Source organism: Amycolatopsis pretoriensis (assembly GCF_900107925.1).
Lineage (GTDB): Bacteria > Actinomycetota > Actinomycetes > Mycobacteriales > Pseudonocardiaceae > Amycolatopsis > Amycolatopsis pretoriensis.
Genome location: NZ_FNUJ01000011.1, coordinates 253,484 through 272,542 on the forward strand (window position 1 = coordinate 253,484; position 19,059 = coordinate 272,542).

15 protein-coding genes are annotated in these 19,059 nt (G+C 71.6%); 9 read left to right on the forward strand and 6 right to left on the reverse strand.

What is annotated here, in order from left to right; translation table 11 throughout:
* Positions 1–115: 115 nt before the first annotated feature.
* The 4 genes from BLV96_RS40555 (at position 116) to BLV96_RS40570 (ending at position 4,306) form a co-directional block, all read left to right on the forward strand.
* Positions 116–1,594 (forward strand): serine/threonine-protein kinase, encoded by a 1,479-nt coding sequence (locus tag BLV96_RS40555; RefSeq protein WP_086672214.1) that lies wholly within the window; start codon positions 116–118, stop codon positions 1,592–1,594.
* Positions 1,595–1,681: 87 nt separating this feature from the next.
* A complete protein-coding gene (locus BLV96_RS40560) occupies positions 1,682–2,740 on the forward strand; it encodes a glycosyltransferase (RefSeq protein ID WP_086672216.1) in 1,059 nt (352 codons plus the stop codon).
* Positions 2,741–2,778: 38 nt separating this feature from the next.
* Complete coding sequence (locus BLV96_RS40565) at positions 2,779–3,330, forward strand: SLATT domain-containing protein (protein WP_086672218.1); 552 nt, start codon at positions 2,779–2,781, stop codon at positions 3,328–3,330.
* Between the two features lie 37 nt (positions 3,331–3,367).
* Positions 3,368–4,306 carry an RNA polymerase subunit sigma-70 gene (locus tag BLV96_RS40570; RefSeq protein ID WP_086672220.1) on the forward strand — a complete coding sequence of 313 codons (939 nt, stop codon included), beginning with the start codon at positions 3,368–3,370 and terminating at the stop codon, positions 4,304–4,306.
* Here the strand turns inward: BLV96_RS40570 and BLV96_RS40575 are convergent.
* Together BLV96_RS40575 and pdxR are read right to left on the reverse strand one after the other, a co-directional pair.
* Entirely contained in the window at positions 4,293–7,532 is a 3,240-nt protein-coding gene (locus tag BLV96_RS40575) for a GH92 family glycosyl hydrolase (RefSeq protein WP_086672222.1), read from the reverse strand. The genes BLV96_RS40570 and BLV96_RS40575 overlap by 14 nt on opposite strands.
* A 103-nt stretch (positions 7,533–7,635) precedes the next feature.
* On the reverse strand, positions 7,636–8,952 hold the full coding sequence (pdxR, locus tag BLV96_RS40580) for a MocR-like pyridoxine biosynthesis transcription factor PdxR (protein ID WP_086672225.1): 1,317 nt from the start codon (positions 8,950–8,952) through the stop codon (positions 7,636–7,638).
* Between the two features lie 47 nt (positions 8,953–8,999).
* Between pdxR and BLV96_RS40585 the strand changes: the two genes are divergently transcribed.
* On the forward strand, positions 9,000–9,995 hold the full coding sequence (locus BLV96_RS40585) for an aldo/keto reductase (RefSeq protein ID WP_086672227.1): 996 nt from the start codon (positions 9,000–9,002) through the stop codon (positions 9,993–9,995).
* On the opposite strand, the gene BLV96_RS40590 is transcribed toward BLV96_RS40585, so the two are convergent.
* Positions 9,996–10,619: a response regulator gene (locus BLV96_RS40590; protein WP_208608458.1), complete on the reverse strand. Its 624-nt coding sequence runs from the start codon at positions 10,617–10,619 to the stop codon at positions 9,996–9,998. It abuts the gene before it with no gap.
* Positions 10,616–11,704: a sensor histidine kinase gene (locus BLV96_RS40595; RefSeq protein WP_208608459.1), complete on the reverse strand. Its 1,089-nt coding sequence runs from the start codon at positions 11,702–11,704 to the stop codon at positions 10,616–10,618. The genes BLV96_RS40590 and BLV96_RS40595 overlap by 4 nt, the downstream gene beginning before the upstream one ends.
* A gap of 158 nt (positions 11,705–11,862) precedes the next feature.
* Here BLV96_RS40595 and BLV96_RS40600 point away from each other — a divergent pair, with 158 nt between their 5' ends.
* Together BLV96_RS40600 and BLV96_RS40605 are read left to right on the forward strand one after the other, a co-directional pair.
* Positions 11,863–12,384, forward strand: coding sequence for a GlcG/HbpS family heme-binding protein (locus tag BLV96_RS40600; protein WP_086672231.1), 522 nt, complete (start codon positions 11,863–11,865; stop codon positions 12,382–12,384).
* A 10-nt stretch (positions 12,385–12,394) separates the two neighbouring features.
* Positions 12,395–13,597 (forward strand): amidohydrolase family protein, encoded by a 1,203-nt coding sequence (locus BLV96_RS40605; RefSeq protein ID WP_086672247.1) that lies wholly within the window; start codon positions 12,395–12,397, stop codon positions 13,595–13,597.
* Here BLV96_RS40605 and BLV96_RS40610 read toward each other — a convergent pair.
* Entirely contained in the window at positions 13,587–14,429 is an 843-nt protein-coding gene (locus tag BLV96_RS40610; protein ID WP_244180855.1) for a LysR family transcriptional regulator, read from the reverse strand. The genes BLV96_RS40605 and BLV96_RS40610 overlap by 11 nt on opposite strands.
* 71 nt (positions 14,430–14,500) lie before the next feature.
* On the opposite strand from BLV96_RS40610, the gene BLV96_RS40615 reads away from it, so the two are divergent.
* Complete coding sequence (locus BLV96_RS40615; protein WP_091390255.1) at positions 14,501–15,727, forward strand: MFS transporter; 1,227 nt, start codon at positions 14,501–14,503, stop codon at positions 15,725–15,727.
* 127 nt (positions 15,728–15,854) lie between these two features.
* The gene (locus tag BLV96_RS40620) at positions 15,855–16,034 is read left to right on the forward strand and encodes a hypothetical protein (RefSeq protein ID WP_086682763.1); all 180 of its coding nucleotides are present in this window, start codon (positions 15,855–15,857) and stop codon (positions 16,032–16,034) included.
* Between the two features lie 102 nt (positions 16,035–16,136).
* Here the strand turns inward: BLV96_RS40620 and BLV96_RS40625 are convergent, their stop codons facing one another.
* A complete protein-coding gene (locus BLV96_RS40625) occupies positions 16,137–19,025 on the reverse strand; it encodes an AfsR/SARP family transcriptional regulator (RefSeq protein ID WP_244180856.1) in 2,889 nt (962 codons plus the stop codon).
* Positions 19,026–19,059 lie beyond the last annotated feature (34 nt).

A 19,059-nucleotide genomic window follows, 5' to 3' on the forward strand; every position in this document is an offset into this window, starting at 1 on the left:
GCCACAACGCACGATTGCACTGCCCGTCCAAGGTCTTCCGCTACGTTGGTACCGGCCGGCGGATGATCCTGGCATGCTGGCCGGATCTCGTCGGCACACTTTTTGAGAATGGTGGATGCTCGTGGAAAGTCGCCGGATCCGCGATCGGTACCGGCTGCTGGAGCCGATCGGCGGCGGCGCGATGGGCACGGTGTGGCGGGCCCAGGACGAAATGCTCGACCGCACCGTGGCGATCAAGGAACTCCGGCTCCCGCACGACCACGACGAAAGCCGCACCGAAGAGGCGAAGAACCGCGCCATGCGCGAGGCGCGGATCGCCGCCCGGTTGCAGCATTCCCACGCGATCACCGTGTTCGCCGTCCTCGAAGAGGAGGACCGGCCGTGGTTGATCATGGAATACCTGGCGTCCAAGAGCTTGGCCGTCGTCATCGGCGAGGAGCCGGCTTCGGTGGACGACGCCGTCCGCGTCGGCGCGCAGATCAGCTCGGCGCTGGCCGGCGCGCACCGCGCCGGGATCGTGCACCGCGACGTGAAGCCGGCCAACATCCTCGTGTCCGAGGACGGCACGGCGAAGATCACCGACTTCGGCATCTCCCGCGCGATCGGTGACGTCAAGCTGACGGCCACCGGCGAGATCGCCGGCACGCCCGCGTACCTGGCGCCCGAGGTGGCCCGCGGCGAGGACGCGGACTTCGCCGCCGACGTCTTCTCGCTCGGCGCCACGCTGTACGCGGCGGTCGAGGGGAAGTCGCCGTACGGCACCGCGGACAACCCGATCGCGTTGCTCTACAAGGCGTCCAGCGGGGAGATCGAGCCGCCGGAGAAGGCGGGCCGGCTGACCCCGCTGCTGCTGCGGATGCTCGCCACCGAAGCGGACGAGCGGCCGTCGATGGACGAGGTCGAGCGCGAGCTGCGGGCACTGCTGCCGGACGCGGAGCCCGGCGACTCGGTGCTCGCGGCGACGATCCCGGAGGCGGAGGCCCCGGCGGTGGCCGCGGTGCCGACCGTGCCGGCCACGGTCGCGGTGCCGCCGGGCGGTGACGTCGCCGCGGTGACGCCGGGCGCGCGTAAAGGCTTGATCGCCGTCGGGGCGGGCGCGGCGCTGCTGTGCGTCGCGGTCGTCGTCGCGATCCTGCTGGTCGTGCGGCAGAAGCCGCCGACGGACACCGCCGCCCCGCCCGCGTCGCCGGAGACGTCGACGTCGGCATCGGCGTCGGCGACCCCGTCGCCGACTCCGACGCCCGAGACCTCGCAGACCCCGTCGACCACGGCTTCGCCCACGTCGCCGCCGGTCTCGCCGGTGTCCTCGACGACAACCGCCGGACAGGCGCTGGTCGCTTACTACAACCTGCTGCCGGCCAACCCGGCGGAGGCGTGGAAGCTCCTGACGGAGAAGTTCCGGGCCTCGAAGCACCAGACGTACCAGACATACACGGGCTTCTGGAGCCGGTACAGCTCGGTGAAGGCGACCAACGTCCAGGAGTCCGGGAACCGGGTCACCGCGCGCATCACCTACAGCGACGGCAAGTCCGACACGAACACCTTCACCCTCGTCCAGGTGAACGGCGTTTGGATGATCGACGCCCAGAGTTGAACCGTTCAGCTCTCGGCCGCGTGTGACGGGTGAGCCGTCCCGCCGTCGATCCATGCTGGAGGTTGAGCGATGAGGCCTGCCGACCCGATGGTGTTCCTCCTCCCCGCCGTGCCGCCGGCGGCGGACACGTACGACAAGCGCATGTGCCAGAACCTGCCGGCCGTCGGCCAGCCGGTGCTGGAGCTGCCGATGGCCGGCGACTGGCCGGAGCCGGACGCGACGTCCCGGCGCCGCCTGGCCAGGTCGTTGGCCGCGTTGCCGGACCGGACGGTGGTGCTGCTCGACGGTGTGATCGCGTCCGGCGTGCCCGAGATCGTCGTCCCGCACGCGCGCCGGCTGCGGCTGGCCGTGCTGGTGCACCAGGCGCTGGCCGACGAGCCGGGGCTGGACCCGGCGCACGCGGCCGAGCTCGACGCGTGCGAGCGCGAGACGCTGCGGATGGCCGGGATGGTCGTCGCGACGAGCCCGTGGCTGGCCCGGCTGCTGATCGACCGCCACGACCTCGACCCGGGCCGCGTCTACGTGGCCAAGCCAGGGACCGACGCGGCCCCTCTCGCGGCCGGCGCCGATGGCGTGTCCCGGCTGCTGTGCGTCGGCGACGTCACCCGCCGCAACGGCCAGGACCTGCTGGTCCAGGCCCTCGGCGAGGTCGACCACCTGGCGCTGTCGTGCGTCATGGCCGGTTCGCTGGAGGTCGATCGCGGGTACGTCGACGAGCTGGGCTGGTCGATCGAGCGGCTCGGCCTCGGCGGCCGCATCACCCTCGCCGGCGACGCGGTGGACCTCGGCGAGGCCTACAACGCGGCGGACCTGCTGGTGATCCCGGCCCGCGCGGCGACGTCGGGGATGTTCGTCGCGCAGGCGCTGGCCCGCGGCATCCCGGTGCTGGCCACCGAGGTGGGCGGGGTGTACGACGCACTGGGCGTCGACGCGGACGGCGAGATGCCGGGGGTCCTGGTGGAGCCGAACGACCCGTACGCCCTGGCCGACGCGCTGCACCGCTGGTACGCGGACCCGGAGCTGAGACGTTCCCTGCGCACGGCGGCTCTGGGCAGGGGCAGCGCACTGGAGGAGTGGGAGGTCGCGGCGCGGCGGTTGACGGAGGCGTTGTCGAGGCTGGCGTCCGAGCCGCGCATCGTGGCTTGACGCTTGCCGCGGGGCCTGCCCTCCGCCAACCTGGCCGGATGTGGCCCCGAAGCCGGACCTCGTCGCCGACCGAACTCTCTTCCGAGCGCGGCTTCCTGGAGCTGGTCGGGCGGCAGCCCGACCTCCCCCTCCGAGAGGTCTTCCTCGGCTTCCGCGACCTCGTCTCTGCGGACATCGACTGGATCGATTCCCGCAAGAAGCGGTTCAAGAAGCCCGCTTCCCGGGTGCGGATCTCGGCCCTCGTCCTCACCGCGCTGTCCACGATCGTGCTCGGCATCCCCGAGATCCCCCGGCGCGCCTCGATCGCCTTACCGCTGGTCGCGGCGGTCACCGTGCTGACCGGCCTCGAAACGTTCTTCACCTGGCGCTCGCGCTGGCTGCTGATGGAGGAAACGCAGTACCGGATGAACCGGCTGCGCGACGAAATGGACTATTACCTGGTCACCACGGCCGCCGCGGACCTCCGCCGCGACCGGCTCGATGCCTTCTACGCCGAACAGCAGGAACTCTGGGCCGATGTGAGCCGGCGGTGGGTCGAGTTCCGCAAGCACGACCGGGCACCCCAGCCCGAAGTCCGGCCCGCGCCCTGACCGATTCCTTTCGCCGCCCGCGCCGGTCGACAAGAGTGTGACCGTGGATTTCGAGCAATACCGGCGCGAGCTGCTGGCCCACTGCTACCGCATGCTCGGCACCCCCGACGAGGCCGAGGACGTCGTGCAGGAGACGTACCTGCGCGCATTCCGGGCGTACGACCGCTTCGAGGGCCGGGCGTCGGTGCGGTCGTGGCTCTACCGCATCGCGACGAACGCCTGCCTGACCGCGTTGGAGCAGCGCGGACGCCGGCCGCTGCCGTCCGGGCTGGGTGGGCCGGCTCCGGACCCGGACGCCCCGCCGGTCCCGGCCGAGCCCGGCGACCAGTGGCCCCGCCCGATCCCGGACGCGTTGATCACGCCGTCGTCAGCGGATCCGGCGGAGATCGCCGTGGCCCGCGACGGCGTCCGCCTGGCCCTGATCGCCGGATTGCAGCTGCTCCCACCACGCCAGCGCGCGGTCCTGATCCTGCGCGAGGTGCTGGCGTTCCCGGCGGCCGAGGTCGCCGAGCTGCTGGGCACGTCGGTAGCGGCGGTGAAGAGCATGCTCCAACGGGCCCGCGCGACCCTCGACGCGGGCTACGAGGTCAGCGAGCTGACCGAGCCGGAGCAGATTTCGCTGCTGAACCGCTACATGAGCGCGTTCACGAACTCCGACTTGGCGGCTCTGGAGAGCATCCTGCGCGACGACGCGGTGATCGAGCCGGTCCCGTCCCGCTCGTGGTTCGCCGGGAAGAAGACTTGTGTCGCATTCTTGCGACACGTAATAGGCGAGCCAGGCGAGTGGCACATGACGCCGACCCGGGCGAACGGCCAGCCCGCGGCGGCGGCGTGGTACCGGGGCGAGCCGTTCGGGGTGGCGGTCTTGACGCTGGGCAAGGGCGGCATCGCGCGGATCACGGTGTTCGGCTTCCCTGACCTGGTGGAGCGGTTCGCCGGGCCGCACCCGGCGAACCGGACCATCACGCCAGGGTGAGCGCGTAGATCTCGACCCGCGGGTCGTTCGGCAGGCTCACCGACTGCAGCGTCTTACCGCCGTCCAACTCCGCCGAAATCCCGAACAACCGGACCGGCGGCCCGTCCACCCCGCTGCCCGCCTTGATGCGGTGCGGCATGTCGAGCACCACCGACGCGCCCGACCCGGCCCAGTCGGCGAACGTCGCCGCGAGGTCGGCGCTCGTGCCGTCCGTGTAGTGCGCCGTCAGCGTCGTCGTCACCGGTCCGTTGTGCGACGACCCGACCAGCCGCAACGCCGTGTGCTGGCCCGCCGGCAGCAGCAACGACTGCCCGCGAGCCTCGACGAAGTTGGGCGAAGTCCCCGAAGCGTCCGGAGCCGCGTACGTGACGCCGTCCCAAACGACCGGGCCCGCCGCCGGCAGCAGCGAAGCGTCGTAGCTCCAGCCGCCGCCGTCGAAGTTGCCCTCCGTGGACGCCGAAACCGTCGCCGTCCCGTCGTGGTTGTAGTCGCGGCCGAGATCCACCGCGCACGACGTGCCCGAAGCAGCGCAAGCCGACGGCGTCCGGACCTCGACCGTCGCCGACCGGGAAACGCTGTTCGCACCCAGCCCGGACACCTTGACCTGCACCGGATACGTGCCCAAAGCCGTCCCGGCCGGCACCGAAACCGTGATCGGCACGGTCTTCTGCACCGGCAACCGCCCCGACCAGATGAGGTCGACCGGCTGGACCCGGACCTTCCACCCGGCCGGCGCGGTCGCCGAGACCGTAACCGGCTGGAGCACCGGGTTCTGCGCGAGGACGTCCAGGTCGAGGTGCACCTGCTGCGCCGCGCCCGCCGGGATCACGACGGACGTCTGCCGCAGCGACGCGTCGACGTGCCGCCGCCCGTCACCGGCCGCGTTGTTCACCGACGGCGGCTCGGACCCGACACCCCACGAAGACGGCTTGGACCCCAGCTTGTGCGAAAGCACGCCGCCGTGGGCCACGGAAGACCAGTCCAGCGAAGTCGACCGGACGTTCCGGCCGTTCAGCGAAACGCTCTGGACGTACCGGTTCGCGTCGGAAGCACCCGGCGCGTTCACGGTCAGCGTGCCGCCCTGCGACCGGCCGTACTGTCCGATCCGGACGGTCGCCGACTCGAACTGCGGGCTCGACAGCGCCAGGAAGTTCGCGCCGCTCATCGTCGGGTACAGCCCGAGCGAGGAGAAGACGTACCAGGCCGACATCGTGCCGAGGTCGTCGTTGCCGGTCATGCCGTCCGGGCCGGTGGTGAACAACGTCATCGCCGCGCGGACGACGGTCGCCGTCTTGGCCGGCGCGCCCGCCCACAGGTACATGTACGGCGCGAGCAGGTCGGGCTCGTTGTTCGGGTTGTACGTCGCCTTGCCGTAGTAGTCGTACGGGCTGGAGATCCAGTCGTTGCGTGCCGTCCCGGCCGGGTCCGAAAGCAGCTTGTCGTAGGCGAAGAAGGAGTCGAGCCGCTTCTCCGTCGACTTCTTGCCGCCCATCAGCGAGACGAGCCCGCCCGGGTCCTGCGGCACGAGCCACTGGTACTGGTAGGCGCCGCCCTCGTGGAACTGGTGGTCGGCGTCGACCGGGTTGTACGGCGCGAGGAACGTGCCCTCGGTCGTGCGCGGGCGGAACTGCTGGATCGAGGAGTCCCACAGGTTGCGGTACCACTGCCCGCGGTCGGCGAACATCTTCGCGTCCGCCTGGTGGCCGAGCCCGCGGGCCATCAACGCCAGCGCCGCGTCGGCCGCCGAGTACTCCATGGTCGCAGACGCCGGGTGCTCGCAGTCGTTGTCGCCGCCCTTGGCCGCGCAGTCCTTGCCGAGTTCCAGGCCGCTCGGGATGTACCCGCGGTCGTTGTAGTAGTTGACGCCGGAGCGCCCGTTGTACGGCGAGTCGGCGGGCGGCGTGCTCGTCGCGTTCTTCTTGAGCAGCGCGTACGCCTCTTCCTCGTGCCCGGCGAGCAGGCCCTTCGACCACGCCTCGACGAGGAACGGCGTCACCGGGTCGCCGGTCATGATGTTGGTTTCGCTCTCGGCCAGCGCCCACCTCGGCAGCCACCCGCCGTCACGCCCGATCGCCACGACCGACAGCGCCACATCGCGCGCGACCTGCGGTTCGAGCATTTCGAGCAGCTGGTTCTGCGGCCGGTAGGTGTCCCACAGCGAGAAGTTCTGGTACGGCGTGTAACCGCTCGCGGTGTGCACCTTGCCGTCGAAGCCGGTGTACGCGCCGTCGGTGTCGCCGGCCAGGTTCGGGTGCAGCTGCGCGTGGTAGAGCGCGGTGTAGAACGCCGTCTGCCGCTCGGTCGTCCCGCCGCCGATCTTGATCGCGCCCAGCTTGTCCACCCACTGCTGGTGCAGGGCGGCCCGGGTCGCGTCGAAGTCGTAGCCCGACGTCTCCGCCGCGAGGTTCTTCCGCGCGCCGTCGAGCCCGGTGTAGGACAGGCCGACCTTGAGCACGACGTCGTGGTCGGTGGTCGCGTCGAAGCTGGCCCAGGCGCCGTTGCCGCCGGTGCCCGCGGCGTCGCGGCCGCCCGGCGTGCGCGTCGAGTCGCGCCAGGTGCCGAACGAGCTGAACGGCCGGTCGAACGTCGCCGTGAAGTAGACGGTGTGCTCGTCGTGCCCGGCGCAGAACCCGCCGGCCTTGACGCGGCCTTCGAGGGTCCGGTCGCCGACGACGTGGATCTCGGAGTCCTTGACGGACTGGTTGGCCTGACCGGTGTTGAACAGGACGTTCGCCTGCCCGGTCGAGGGGAAGGTGTAGCGCTGCCAGCCGGTGCGCGCGGTCGCCGTCAGCTCGGCGTTCACGCCGTACTTCTTGAGCCCGACGCGGTAGTAGCCCGGCTCGGCGTGCTCGTCGTCGTGGCTGTACTCCGACTTGTAGGCGTTCTTGTCAACGTTGTCGACGGCGCCGGTCGTCGGCATGATCGGCAGCTCGCCCATGACGCCGCAGCCGACGCCGGACAGGTGCGTCTGGCTGAAGCCGTAGATCGCGTTCTGCAGGTAGTCGTAGCCGCCCTGACCGCCGGTGTCCGGGCTGACCTGCACCATGCCGAAGGGCGCGCTCGCGCCGGGGAACGTGTTGCCGAAGTTCTGCGTGCCGACGAACGGGTTGACCAGGCCGACCGGATCCACCGGCGCGGGCGCGGCCTGGGCGACGGCGGGCGCCAGGCCGGCGACCACCACCCCCGCGGCCACCGCGGCGGCCATCCGTCTGCTCTGCGACCACATGGGCGCACCTCCCAGGAGATGACAACGTTGTCAGAAGCGGACCATTGGTCAGGCCCGTGGTTCGGACAGCAGCTTTCCACCTCGATGGGCGTTTGAGAAGACCTCAGCCCGCGGCTTCGCGCAGTAACCGGGCCGCGGGTTCGACAGCGTTGTCAGCCAGGTTGCCGTACCCGAGCACCAGCGCGGGCTCGCCGGGCGCGACGCGGTAGTCGTCGAGATCGGTCACTTTGACGCCCTTCGCGCGCGCCTCCCGCACCACTTCGGCCGCCTCCCGCTCGAGGTGCAGGACGAGGTGCAGCCCGGCCGCGACCCCGGACAAGTGGACGTTTCCCAGTGCGGCGACGAGCCGGTCGCGCCGCGCGCGGTACCGCAGCCGCGCGGCCCGCAGGTGCCGGTCGTAGCCACCGCTTTCGACGAAGCCGGCGAGCGCGAGCTGGTCGAGCACCGGCGGCGCGTGCCCGTCGGCAGTCCACTGTGGAGGGATGACGGCCCAGCCGAGGCCGAGCGCCGGGCCGAGCGTCTTGCTGACCGACCCGAAGAGCGCGACCCGCCCCGGGTCGGTGCCCTGCAAGGTGCCGACGGGCCGCCGGTCGTACCGGAACTCGGCGTCGTAGTCGTCCTCGAGGACCAGGCCGTCGACGTCCCGCGCCCAGGCCATCAGGTCGGCCCGCCGCCGCGGCGAGAGCACGGTGCCGGTGGGGAACTGGTGCGCGGGCGTCACGAGCACGGCCCGCGTCCCGGCCGGGATCCGCTCGACGTCCAAGCCTTCGCCGTCGACCGGCACCGGGTCGATCGCCATCCCGGTGTTCGCGGCCGCACGGCGCAACCGCGTCCAGCCGGGGTCTTCGACGGCGAGGCGCGTGATGCCCTGCTCCTGCAGGGCGCGGCAGACGCGGGTCACGCCGTCGGTGACGCCCCCGCAGATCAGCACGTCACCGGGAGCGGCGCCGCGAACCCGCCGCAGGTAGTCCGCGAGGGTCGCGCGCAGCCGCGGGTGGCCGGCCGGATCGGGCAGGCCGAAGTCGGTGTGCGGCACGGTCGTGAGCACCCCGCGCACCGCGTCCGCCCACCGCTGCCGGGGGAAGTGCCGCAGGTCGGGCAGCCCGGGCGCGAGGTCGTAGCGCGGCTGTTCGACCGGCACCGGCCGCTTCGGCTCGGCGGCGCTGCCGATCCGCCGGACCCGGGTGGCGGAGCCGGTGCGCCCGTCGAGGTACCCCTCGGCGACGAGCTGGGCGTACGCCTGCGTGACGACCCACCGCGAGCACCCGAGGTCGGCGGCGAGCTGGCGGCTCGGCGGCACGGCGGCGCCGTCTTCGAGCCCGCGGATCGCCGTGCGCAGGGCCCGCGCGAGCTGGGCGTGTTTCGGCCCCGGCCCGCTCAGGTCCAGGAGGACGCCCCAATTGGTCTGTGATCTGGCCACGGGATTGGACTGTAGTACCGGACCGATTCTCTTCTAGGTTCGTGGTCATGAAGAAGGTGGAACTGGGCCGGACCGGTCAGCGCGTCAGCCAGGTGTCGCTGGGCTGCATGACGATGGGGACGTCGACCGACGAGCCGACGTCGGCCCGCATCCTGGACGCGTACCTCGACGCGGGCGGCGACTTCCTGGACACGGCGAACTGCTACGCGTGGTGGGCGGGCCCGTCGTTCACCGGCGGCGAAAGCGAGTCCGTGCTGGGCAAGCTGCTGCGCGGTCGCCGCGACCGCGTGTTCCTGGCGACGAAGGTGTCGGCGCAGCCGCTCGACCTGCCGGCGGCCCGCGCCGCCGCGCGCCCGGACGGCACGACGGACTGGGAAGCCCGGGAGCGCACGTACGAAGGGGCGAGTGCGGCGGTGATCCGGCGTTCGGTGGAGGAAAGCCTGCGCCGCCTGGGCACGGACCACATCGACCTGTACTACGTCCACGTCGACCTCCGCCGCGAGCCGCTGGAGGAGACACTGTCCGCTTTGGACGGTCTGGTGCGCGCGGGCAAGGTCCGGTACACGGGCTGGAGCAACGTCCGCACGTGGCGTCTGGAACGCATCCACAGCCTGGCCGCGGCGAACGGCTGGGCGTCCCCGGTCGCGGTCCAGGTCCAGCACTCGTACCTGCGACCCACCGGCGCCGACGTCCCGTCGATCGCGGGCGGCGAGCTGCTCGACTGGCTGTCGCTGCACCCGGACGTCTCGCTGGCCGCGTATTCGGCGCTGCTGCGGGGGATCTACGACGATCCGGGTTACCGCGAGTCGACGCACATCTGGCGTGCGTACGCCGGTCCGGACTCGGAAGCCCGGTTGGCCGCGGTGTCAAAGGTGGCTGCGGAACTGGGCGCGTCCGGCAACCAGGTCGCGTTGGCGTGGTTGGTCCACAAGGGAGTGATCCCGCTGATCGGGCCGCGGACCTGGGAGCACTACGAGTCGATCGCGCCGGCGTTCACTTTGGACCTGTCCGATGACCAGCTGTCCCTTTTGGACAATGCGTAATCAGTCCAGCAGGCGCTGTTCCTTGGCCACGGCGACCGCTCCCGCGCGAGTGTCCACTTCGAGTTTCGCGTAGATCCGGCTCAGGTGGGTCTTGACCGTCGCCTCGCTGATGAAGAGCGCGCGGGCGATCTCCTTGTTGCCCAGGCCCTGCGCGAGCTGGCGGAGAATGTCGCGTTCGCGGCCGGTGAGCGACGGCCGCGGCGCGCGCAGCTGGGCCATCATCCGGTCGGCGACCGGCGGGGACACCGCGGTGCGCCCCGCCGCGGCCGCCTCGATCGCCGCGTACAGCTCGGTGGCGGACCCGGCTTTCAGGAGGTAGCCGGTGGCCCCGGCGGCGATCGCGCGGCTGATGTCCGCGTCGGTGTCGTAAGTGGTCAGGACCAGGATCCGGGGCGCGCTGGGGGTGTTCCGGATCCGCTTGGTCGCCTCGATCCCGTCGATGCCGTCGCCGAGCTGGATGTCCATCAGGACGACGTCCGGGCGCAGCGCGGCGGCGGTCGCGACGGCTTCCTTGCCGCTCGCGCTCTCGCCGACGACCTCGATGCCTTCGGCGCCCGCCAGGAGCGCGCGCAAACCGGCGCGCACCACGGCGTGGTCGTCGCACACCAACACGCTGATACTCACGAAGCCTCCAGCGGGATCGCGGCCGAGATCACCGTGCCCTGGCCGGGCGCGGACTCGACGGTCAGCCTGCCACCGAGCTGCTGGGCCCGGACACGCATGGCCGGCAGCCCGTGCCCGCGGTTCCCGTCGGAGGGCGCGGCTTCGAGGAACCCCCGGCCGTCGTCGGCGACGTCGAGCACGACCTGGTCGTCGAGGTAGGTGAGGGTGAGGACGACGTGCCCGGCGGCCGCGTGCTCGCGCGCGTTGGCCAGCGCGCCCTGGGCGATCCGCACCAAAGTGGACTGGACGCGCTCTGGAAGCGGCGGCTCGGCGCCGTCGACGCGGACTTCGACCGGCACCCCGGCCCGGCCGGCCACGGCCCGCAACGCCTCTTCCACCGTGGCGCCGGCGAGGTCGGCGGGCGCCAGGTCCTGCACGAGCCGCCGCGCTTCGGACAGGTTGGCCGCGCCGACGCGCTCGGCGGCGCGCAAGTGCTCGCGGGCCAGCTCGGGCCGGTCCCAAGCCTGGTCGGCGGCCTGCAGCAGCATCGCCTGGCTGGACAGGCCCTGCGCGAGCGCGTCGTGGATTTCCCGCGACACGCGGCCGCGTTCGGCCAGCACGCCCGCGCGTCGCTCCGACTCGCGCAGCCGCTCGGCCTGGCGGCGCATGTAGGTGATCACCGCGGCGGTGACCACGGCGATCGCGATCGGCACGATGGTGAGATTGGGGTCGAAGCCGTCGGCGAGCCGGTTCTGCGAGACGACCACCAGCGCCGTGATCACCCCGACCAGCGCTAGGGCCTGCCCGGTGGGCAGCGTGCGCAGGCCGGTGACCAGCAGCGGGATCGCCGACCACGCGAAGCTGGGGGCGAGCACCACCAGCACCACCCAGAGCGCCAGCACCACGGTCAGCCAGGCGAGGTGCCGGTCCACGAACAGGCCGGCGCCGTACGCGACGACCAGCGCCCCGGTGAACGCGATCACCCACGGCGCCAGGGGGTTGCCGTCGTGGCGCGTGAGGAACCGGACGGCCGAGGCGAGCACCAGCAGGAAGAACGCCGAGTGCATGGCCGCGGCCAGCCACCTCGCGTCTTTCATGCCGTCCATGCTGGCTCCTTCCTCGTCCGGCACCAGCGTCGACCCGGCCCGGAGGCCGCGCATCAGCCGATCGGATGACCCCGGTGTCAGCCGGGACGACGACCGGAACCACCCGGTTCCGGGCTGAAGCTGGAGTCATCGAACCCCTCGCTGACCAGGAGCACACCATGAACTCGACCCGCATCCGCATCGCCGCCGCCGTCGCCGGGCTCGCCGCCGTCGGCGCGGTTTCGTTCGCCGCCGTCCCGGCCACCGCGGCTCCGGCACCGGCCACGCCCAAGGGCGTCATCCAGACGTCGCACCTGTCGATCGCCGCCGCTTCGAAGGCCGGGCAGGCCGCGTTGGACGCCGCCGGCAAGGCCGGCCAGCACGTGTCGGTCGCCGTGGTGGACCGCGACGGCAACACGATCCTGACCCTGCGCGGCGACGGCGCGGGCCCGCAGTCCTACAGCTCGGCGCAGGAGAAGGCGTTCACGGCGGTGTCGTGGAACGCGAAGACGTCCGAGCTGGTCGGCCGCCTGCAGCAGGCCCCGACGCTGAAGGACATCGACGGGACCCTGTTCCTGGCCGGCGCGGTCCCGGTCACGGCCGGTGGCGCCCCGATCGCCGCGGTGGGGGTCGCCGGTGCGCCGTCCGGAGCACAGGACGAGGCGTTCGCCCAGGCCGGTGTGGACGCGCTCGGCAAGTAGCGTGTCGATCGTGTTGATCAGTGATGTACGCCCCTGGGGCGGCGAGCGCAGCGACGTCGAACTGAGCGGCGGCCGGATCGCGGCGGTCCGGCCGCACTCGCCTTCGGCTCAGGCCACCGTCGAAGGCCGCGGCCGGTTGCTGTTCCCGGCGTTCAGCGACGTCCACGTGCACCTGGACTCGACGCGGATCGGGCTGCCGTTCCGGCCGCACACCGGCGGCCCGGGTGTCGTGGCGATGATGACGAACGACCGGGAGAACTGGCGCTCGGCGGAGGTCCCGCTGCCTGCGCGGGTGGCGGGGACCTTGGAACGGATGATCGCCCACGGCACAACGCGCGTCCGCAGCTACGCGCAGGTCGACGTCGACTGCCGGTTGGAGAAGCTCGACGCCGTTCTGGCGGCTCGCGAGAAGTTCGCGGACCAGGCCGAGGTACAGGTGATGGCGTTCGCGCAGGCCGGCATCCTGCGGGAACCCGGCACGCTGGAACTGTTGGACGCGGCGATGCGGTCCGGCGCGACGGTGATCGGCGGGATCGACCCGTGCACGCTGGACCGCGATCCCAAGGGGCACCTGGACGCGGTGTTCGGCCTGGCCGAGAAGCACCAGGCCGAAGTGGACATCCACTTGCACGAGCCGGGCCACCTCGGCCTGTTCTCGACGGACCTGGTCATCGAGCGCGTCCGGGCGCTGGACATGCGCGGCAAGGTGACGATGTCCCACGCGTACGACCTGGGCTCGATCTCCGAGTCGGTCAGCCGCCGGGTCATCGACGACTTCGCCGAGCTGGACATCGCGATGACGACGGTGGCGCCGTCGGCGTCGGGTCAACTGTCCCTTGTGGACTTAGTGGCTTCGGGTGTCCGGATCGGACTCGGCGAGGACGGCCAGCGCGACTACTGGAGCCCGTACGGCAACTGCGACCTGCTGGACCGCACGTGGCAGCTGGCGTTCACCCGCGGCTTCCGCCAGGACTCGCTGGTGGAGCTGGCGCTGGCGGTGGCCACGATGGGTGGCGCGTCGATCATGAGCCCCTCTGTTGCGCGCTTGGCCGGCATCGACGACCGGCCAGGTCTGGCGGTGGGTGACCGAGCGGACCTCGTGCTGGTGGACGGCGAAACGCCGACGAGCGCGGTGATGGACCGAGGCAAGGACCGGACGGTCGTCCACAATGGAGTCGTGGTGGCGGACGGCCTGACGGTGCTCAAGCGCTAGCGAGCAGCGCGGCGATGCCGGGTTTGTGCTCGTCGCGCCGCCGCCACGTCATGGTGACGTCGGTGGTCTCGCCGGCGAGCGGAACGGCGACGGCGCCGGGGTGGTCGACCACGGCGGGCACGAGCCCGCAGCCCATCCCGGCGGCGACGCACCGGCCGAGGGCGGCGAGGCTGCCGACCTCGGTGTCGATGACGGGTCCGTCGAGCCGGTCCAGCATTTCCCGGAAGCCGCAGCCCTTGGGTGTCGCGAGGAATCCGACGCCGTCGAGGTCTTCCTTTCGGATCTCTTCCTTCCGCGCCAACGGGTGTCCAGGAGGGACGATGACGACGAGTGGCACTTCGCCGACCTTCCGGGTGGCGAACGTCGGATCCTGCGGCGCCGCGCCGAACGTGAAGCAAACGTCCATTTCGGACTCCCGGACACCTTGGTACAGCTCGCCGCGGCCACCCTCCTTCAGGATCAGCTTGACGCGTGGCCACCGCGTCCGGTAGTCGCTGAGGATGCCGGGAACCCAGTGCGCGCACAGGGTTTCGAGGGCGCCGATGGTCAGGTCGCCGTCGGGTTCGCCGCGTTCGTCGTCGACGGCGGCCTTCGCTTCCTCGACGAGTTCGAGCACCTGATCGGCGTACCCTGCCAGGCGTTTCCCGGCGGCGGTGAGCGTCCGGTTGGTCCGGTCGAAGAGCTTGGCGCCGAGTTCGGCCTCGAGGGCCTGGATCTGTTCGCTGACGCTGGACTGCGCGTAGTGCAGCTCGGCGGCGGCGTGGGTGAGGTTGAGCGTCCGCGCGACGACGCGGAAGGTGCGCAGGTGGCGCAGTTCCATGAGGGCCCCCATCGGCGTTCCCGATACCCGCCATCGTAACTCCCTGCTTCCGCCGGTGTCACGGAACGTCCAGGGTTCGTGGTGTGGCAAGACTTCTCACGGGCCTTTCGCTGGGCTACTTCCTGGTCATGCTGGACACGACGATCGTGACGGTGGCGTTGCCGTCGATGTCGGCGTCTTTGGCCGAACAGCAATGGATTTCCAACGGCTACACCCTGACGTTCGCGGCGTTCCTGCTGACGGCGGGAGCGTGGTCGGACCGCTTCGGCGCCCGCCGCGTGTTCTTCGCGGGTTTGCTGTCGTTCGGCGCGTTGTCCCTGTTGTCTTCTCTGGCGTTCTCGCCGACGGCGTTGATCGCGCTGCGAGCGTTGCTCGGCGTGGCGGGTGCGCTGCTGGTGCCGTCCTCGCTGTCGCTGATCGCTTCGGCCTATCCGGTACCCGCCGCCCGCGCGAAGGCGATGGGCGTCTGGGCGGCGGTGAGCGGAACGGGCCTGGTGGCGGGCCCGCTGCTCGGCGGAGTGCTGACGCAGGCCTTCGGGTGGCGCGCGATCTTCCTGGTGAACGTCCCGGTGGCGTTGATCGCTTCGGTGCTCTGCCGCTCGGCCCCGGCCACGCCGCCGAAGCCGGGCCGTGTCGACTGGGTGGGGCAGCTGTTAACGGTAGTCGCTTTGTCGACATTGACGTACGCCCTGGTGGAGTCGGTCTTCTGGGTGCTTTGGGTTTCCTTGGCGGCGGCCGGGGTGTTCGTGGCGTCGCAACGGCGTCCCGACGCGATGCTGCCGGTGTCGTTGCTGTCCCGGAACCTCCTGGCGGGCGCGATCGTGAACTTCGGCTTGTCGGGCGTGTTGTTCGTGCTGTCGCTGTATTTCCAACAATCGCGCGGGTATTCGCCGTCGTCGACGGGGCTGGCATTCCTGCCGTTGACGATCCCGACGGCGTTCAACCCGATCTTCACGGGTCGATTGGTGGCCCGGATCGGCTCGCGCGTCCCGGCGATCTCGGGTTTCCTGCTGATGGCGTCGGGCGCTTTCCTGCAGGCATTCTTTCCTGCTTCGTCGGTGGTGGCGTTGGCGCTGCTGGGTTTCGGTGTCTCGCTGGCGATTCCCGCGCTGCTGACGGCCGTGGTTGGCTCGGCACCCCGTGAGCTGGCAGGCATCGCGGGCGGAGCGCTGAACGCGTCTCGTCAGTCGGGTGCCGTTGTGGGGGTGGCGGTCTTGGGTGCTCTGCTGAACGCGACGACGACCACGACGGCCCTCGCCACGGCCGGCGCGCTCCTTCTCGTCGGCGCTCTTCTGTTTCCCGGCAGTTGACTGTTTCCTATTCGAACAGGAAACAGGAAACGCCTTGTTGCTCTCGCTCGTGTGACGAATCCTGGTTGCAGGGCCGGAACTTCCTCCGGAATCCCTGGTCAAACCCCATTCTCTTGGAGGATTCGTCATGTCCATGCCCAAGAAGCTGGCCAAGATCGCCGGCCCGGTGCTCGCCCTCTGCATCGTCGCCGCGGCGCCGATCATCGGCTCGACGACGGCATCCGCGGACGGCGGCGGCAGCACCCCGCCGCCGTCGAGCAGCACCCCGCCCCCGGCGGGAACCGACGGCAACCCCTGGCACGGGTGACCCGCCCACCGGGCCGGCCCCAACCCGGCCGGCCCGGTCACGGCGTGGCGCGTTCCTACCAGCCCATTGCCGGCAGCGTCGCCGCGACCCTGGCCGCCCTGGTCACCGCGCGGCGCAGCACTCCAGCGCCGCGCGTTCGGCGCGCACCTCGTCGGCATCGGGCAGTCCAAGCTCGGCGAACCCGGCCTCGGCCGCGTCCCAATGCTCGGCGGCCCGATCGTGCTCGCCCATCGCGTGCAGCGTCTGCGCGACCCCGCGGTGCGCCCGGGCCTGGTATGTCCGGTTCCCGTCCCCGACAGCGAGATCCAACGCCGCCTCGCCCGCCGTCAAAGCGTCCCGCCAGGCCCCACGGGCCAACGCGGTCGCGCCGCGGTCGAGGTAGAGCTGGGTGCGCAGGTCGGCGTCGGGCACGTTCGCCGCCACCTCGCGCGCCTTGTCGTGGTAGCGCACTGCCTGCGTGAACCGGCCCTGCTTCCGGTGCACGTTGCCGATGTTGTTCAGCGCATACGCCTCGACGCAGTGGTCGCCGACCTCAGCGGCGTGCCCGTGCGCCTCCGTGTAACTGCCCAATGCCTCCGGAAGCAGACCGAGATGCTCCTGCACGGACCCCAGGTTGTTCACCGCGTGCGCCAGCCCCTGCACGTGCCCGACCTCGCGCAGCAGCCGCGCGGCCGCCGAGTGCTGGCGCAGCGCGACGTCGAGGTTGCCGTGCAACTCGTTGAGGTAGCCGAGCATGCTCAGCGCGTGGGCCTCTCCCCGCCGGTCTTCGCTCTGCTCGTACTTCTCCAGCGCCGCCTCGAGATGGGCGATCGCCTGCTCGTGCTTGCCCAGCTCCATCGTCGGGATCGCGAGCGCGCACAACGTCGCCGCTTCGCCCCGCGGGTCGCCGAGCCGGCGCCACTTCGGCAACGCCCGCGCGGCCAGCTCCAAAGCCTGCGCGAGGTGCCCGCGCCGGTCGTTCGCGGTGGCCAGCCGGAGCAGGACGTGCGCCTGGCCCTGGTCGTTGCCGGGATCGGCCGAGACGGTTTCCCACGCGAGTTCGAGCGTGCCGATCCAGTCTTCGAACTGGTTCGTCGTGTTGAAGTAGCGCCACAGCAGCACGGCCAGCCGCCAGGTGTGCTCGGGCAGGCCGTGCCGCGCGGCGTACCGGATCGCGGCGACGAGGTTGTCCCGTTCGGCGACGATCCACCGCAGCCCGGCGGCCTCGTCGGCGAACTCCGGCGTCACCGGGCAGGACCGGCCGGGCGCGGGCAGCTGCGCCTGGTCGAACGGGTACGCGGCGCCGACCGCGGCCGCCAGCGTGACGAGGTAGAAGTCCAGCAGCCGCACCAAAGCCTGCTCGGACGCCGGTTCGACGGCGGCGAACTCCTTGAGCGGGTCCAGCATCTGGTACCGCTCCGGCGCGGCCTCCTCGAGCAGGCTGACCTCGTGCAGGTCGTCGAGCAGCGATCGCGCCTCGGCGACGTCGCAGCCGGCAAGCGCCGCGCCGCCCGGGACGCCGACGTCCGGCCCGGGCAGGCTGCCGAGCAGCCGGAACATGGCGCGCTGGGGCTCGCCGAGCTGCTGGTAGGAGACCCGGACGGCGGCGATGCCGTCGTCCTCGCCCCAGGGGCCGTCTTCTTCGAGCAGGTGCAGCAGGTGCTCCAGCGGCCACCGCTCGTGCCGCCGGAACAGCGCGGCGGCCACCCGGATCGGCATCGGCAGGTAACCGCAGCGCTTGACGACCAACGCGACGTCGGCCGCCCGCCCGCGCACCCGCGCCGGGCCGGTCAGCGCGGTGAACAGCTCGGCGGCTTCGTCCGGCGGCAGCGGCGAAAGCCGGACCGGCTCACCGACGTCTCCCATGTGCCGGCTGGTGACGACGGCCAGGCAGCCGTCCGCCTCGGGCAGCAGCGCCCGGACCTGCTCCGGCGACGCGGCGTTGTCCAGCACGACCAGCGTGCGCGTGCCCCACAGCGTCGTCTGGTAGAGCGTGGCCTTCCGGCCGACGGTGGCCGGGATCTGTTCGGCGGGCACGCCGAGCTCGACCAGCAGCTCGGTGAGCGCGTCGCCGACGCTGGTCTCGGAGACGCCGGGCGTGAAGCCGTTGAGGCGGGCCAGCAGCTGCCCGTCGGGGAAGCGGTCACGCAGCCGGTGCGCCGCCTCGATGGCGAGGCCGGTCTTGCCGACGCCGGGGGCGCCGCTGACCCAGACCGCTCTCCGGCCGGCCGCGGCGGCCGCCTCGATGGTCGCGAGTTCGGTGGCGCGCCCGGTGAACCCGCCGGGCCGCGACGGCAGCGAGCTGGGCGGTTCGCCGTGCTCGGCGCGCGCGGCGAGGTTGCGCAGCACGGGACCGGGCGCCATCCGCAGCTCGCCGAGGGCGGCCCGGGTGCTCTGGAACACGCGCAGCGCGCCGACCTGGTCACCGCCGGCGAGCAGGGCGCGCATGAGGAGCCCGGCGTGCTTCTGGCTGGCCGGATCGGACCGCACGAGCGGCCGCAGCCGGTCGCGCGCCGAGCGGTGGTCGCCGGTGTCCAGCTCCAGCTCGGCGAGGTCCCCGACGGCGTCGGGCAGCGTCTCCTCGGGGACCACGACCTCCGGCCCGCCGACGCGGTCGATGTCGATGTCCTCGAGGAACCGCCCCCGCCACAGCCCGACGGCCTCCCGCAGCAGCTCGATCTTCCGCCGCGGGTCATCGGCCCGGCCGGCCTCGGCGCGCAGCCGTTCGAACCGGACGGTGTCGAGCTGGTCGTCACCGATCCGCAGGAGGTAGCCGGTAGGGGTGGTCTCGATGCTCACGCCGACGTCGCGCAAACGTTTGACGTAGCCGCGGACCAGGGTGGGTTTCGTTTCCCGGCCGGTCCAGACGATCTCGGTGAGCCGGGCGGTCGACACCGGCTTGTTCGCGTTCAGAAGCAGCACGACGAGGACGAACCGCTGCTGCTGGTCACCCAGCGGCACCGGCGCGCCGTCGTGCCATGCCTCCAGCGGGCCGAGCATCCGGAACTCCACGCAGCCTCCCCGGCGTCAGCTTGCTTTCCCCGAT

What these genes read in the sequence shown, in the direction of transcription:
- BLV96_RS40555 (WP_086672214.1), top strand. Translation starts at nt 116, where the DNA reads ATGCTCGTGGAAAGTCGCCGGATCCGCGATCGGTACCGGCTGCTGGAG.
- BLV96_RS40560 (WP_086672216.1), top strand. Translation starts at nt 1,682, where the DNA reads ATGGTGTTCCTCCTCCCCGCCGTGCCGCCGGCGGCGGACACGTACGAC.
- BLV96_RS40565 (WP_086672218.1), top strand. Translation starts at nt 2,779, where the DNA reads ATGTGGCCCCGAAGCCGGACCTCGTCGCCGACCGAACTCTCTTCCGAG.
- BLV96_RS40575 (WP_086672222.1), bottom strand. Translation starts at nt 7,532, where the DNA reads ATGTGGTCGCAGAGCAGACGGATGGCCGCCGCGGTGGCCGCGGGGGTG.
- BLV96_RS40585 (WP_086672227.1), top strand. Translation starts at nt 9,000, where the DNA reads ATGAAGAAGGTGGAACTGGGCCGGACCGGTCAGCGCGTCAGCCAGGTG.
- BLV96_RS40595 (WP_208608459.1), bottom strand. Translation starts at nt 11,704, where the DNA reads ATGGACGGCATGAAAGACGCGAGGTGGCTGGCCGCGGCCATGCACTCG.
- BLV96_RS40600 (WP_086672231.1), top strand. Translation starts at nt 11,863, where the DNA reads ATGAACTCGACCCGCATCCGCATCGCCGCCGCCGTCGCCGGGCTCGCC.
- BLV96_RS40610 (WP_244180855.1), bottom strand. Translation starts at nt 14,429, where the DNA reads ATGGGGGCCCTCATGGAACTGCGCCACCTGCGCACCTTCCGCGTCGTC.
- BLV96_RS40620 (WP_086682763.1), top strand. Translation starts at nt 15,855, where the DNA reads ATGTCCATGCCCAAGAAGCTGGCCAAGATCGCCGGCCCGGTGCTCGCC.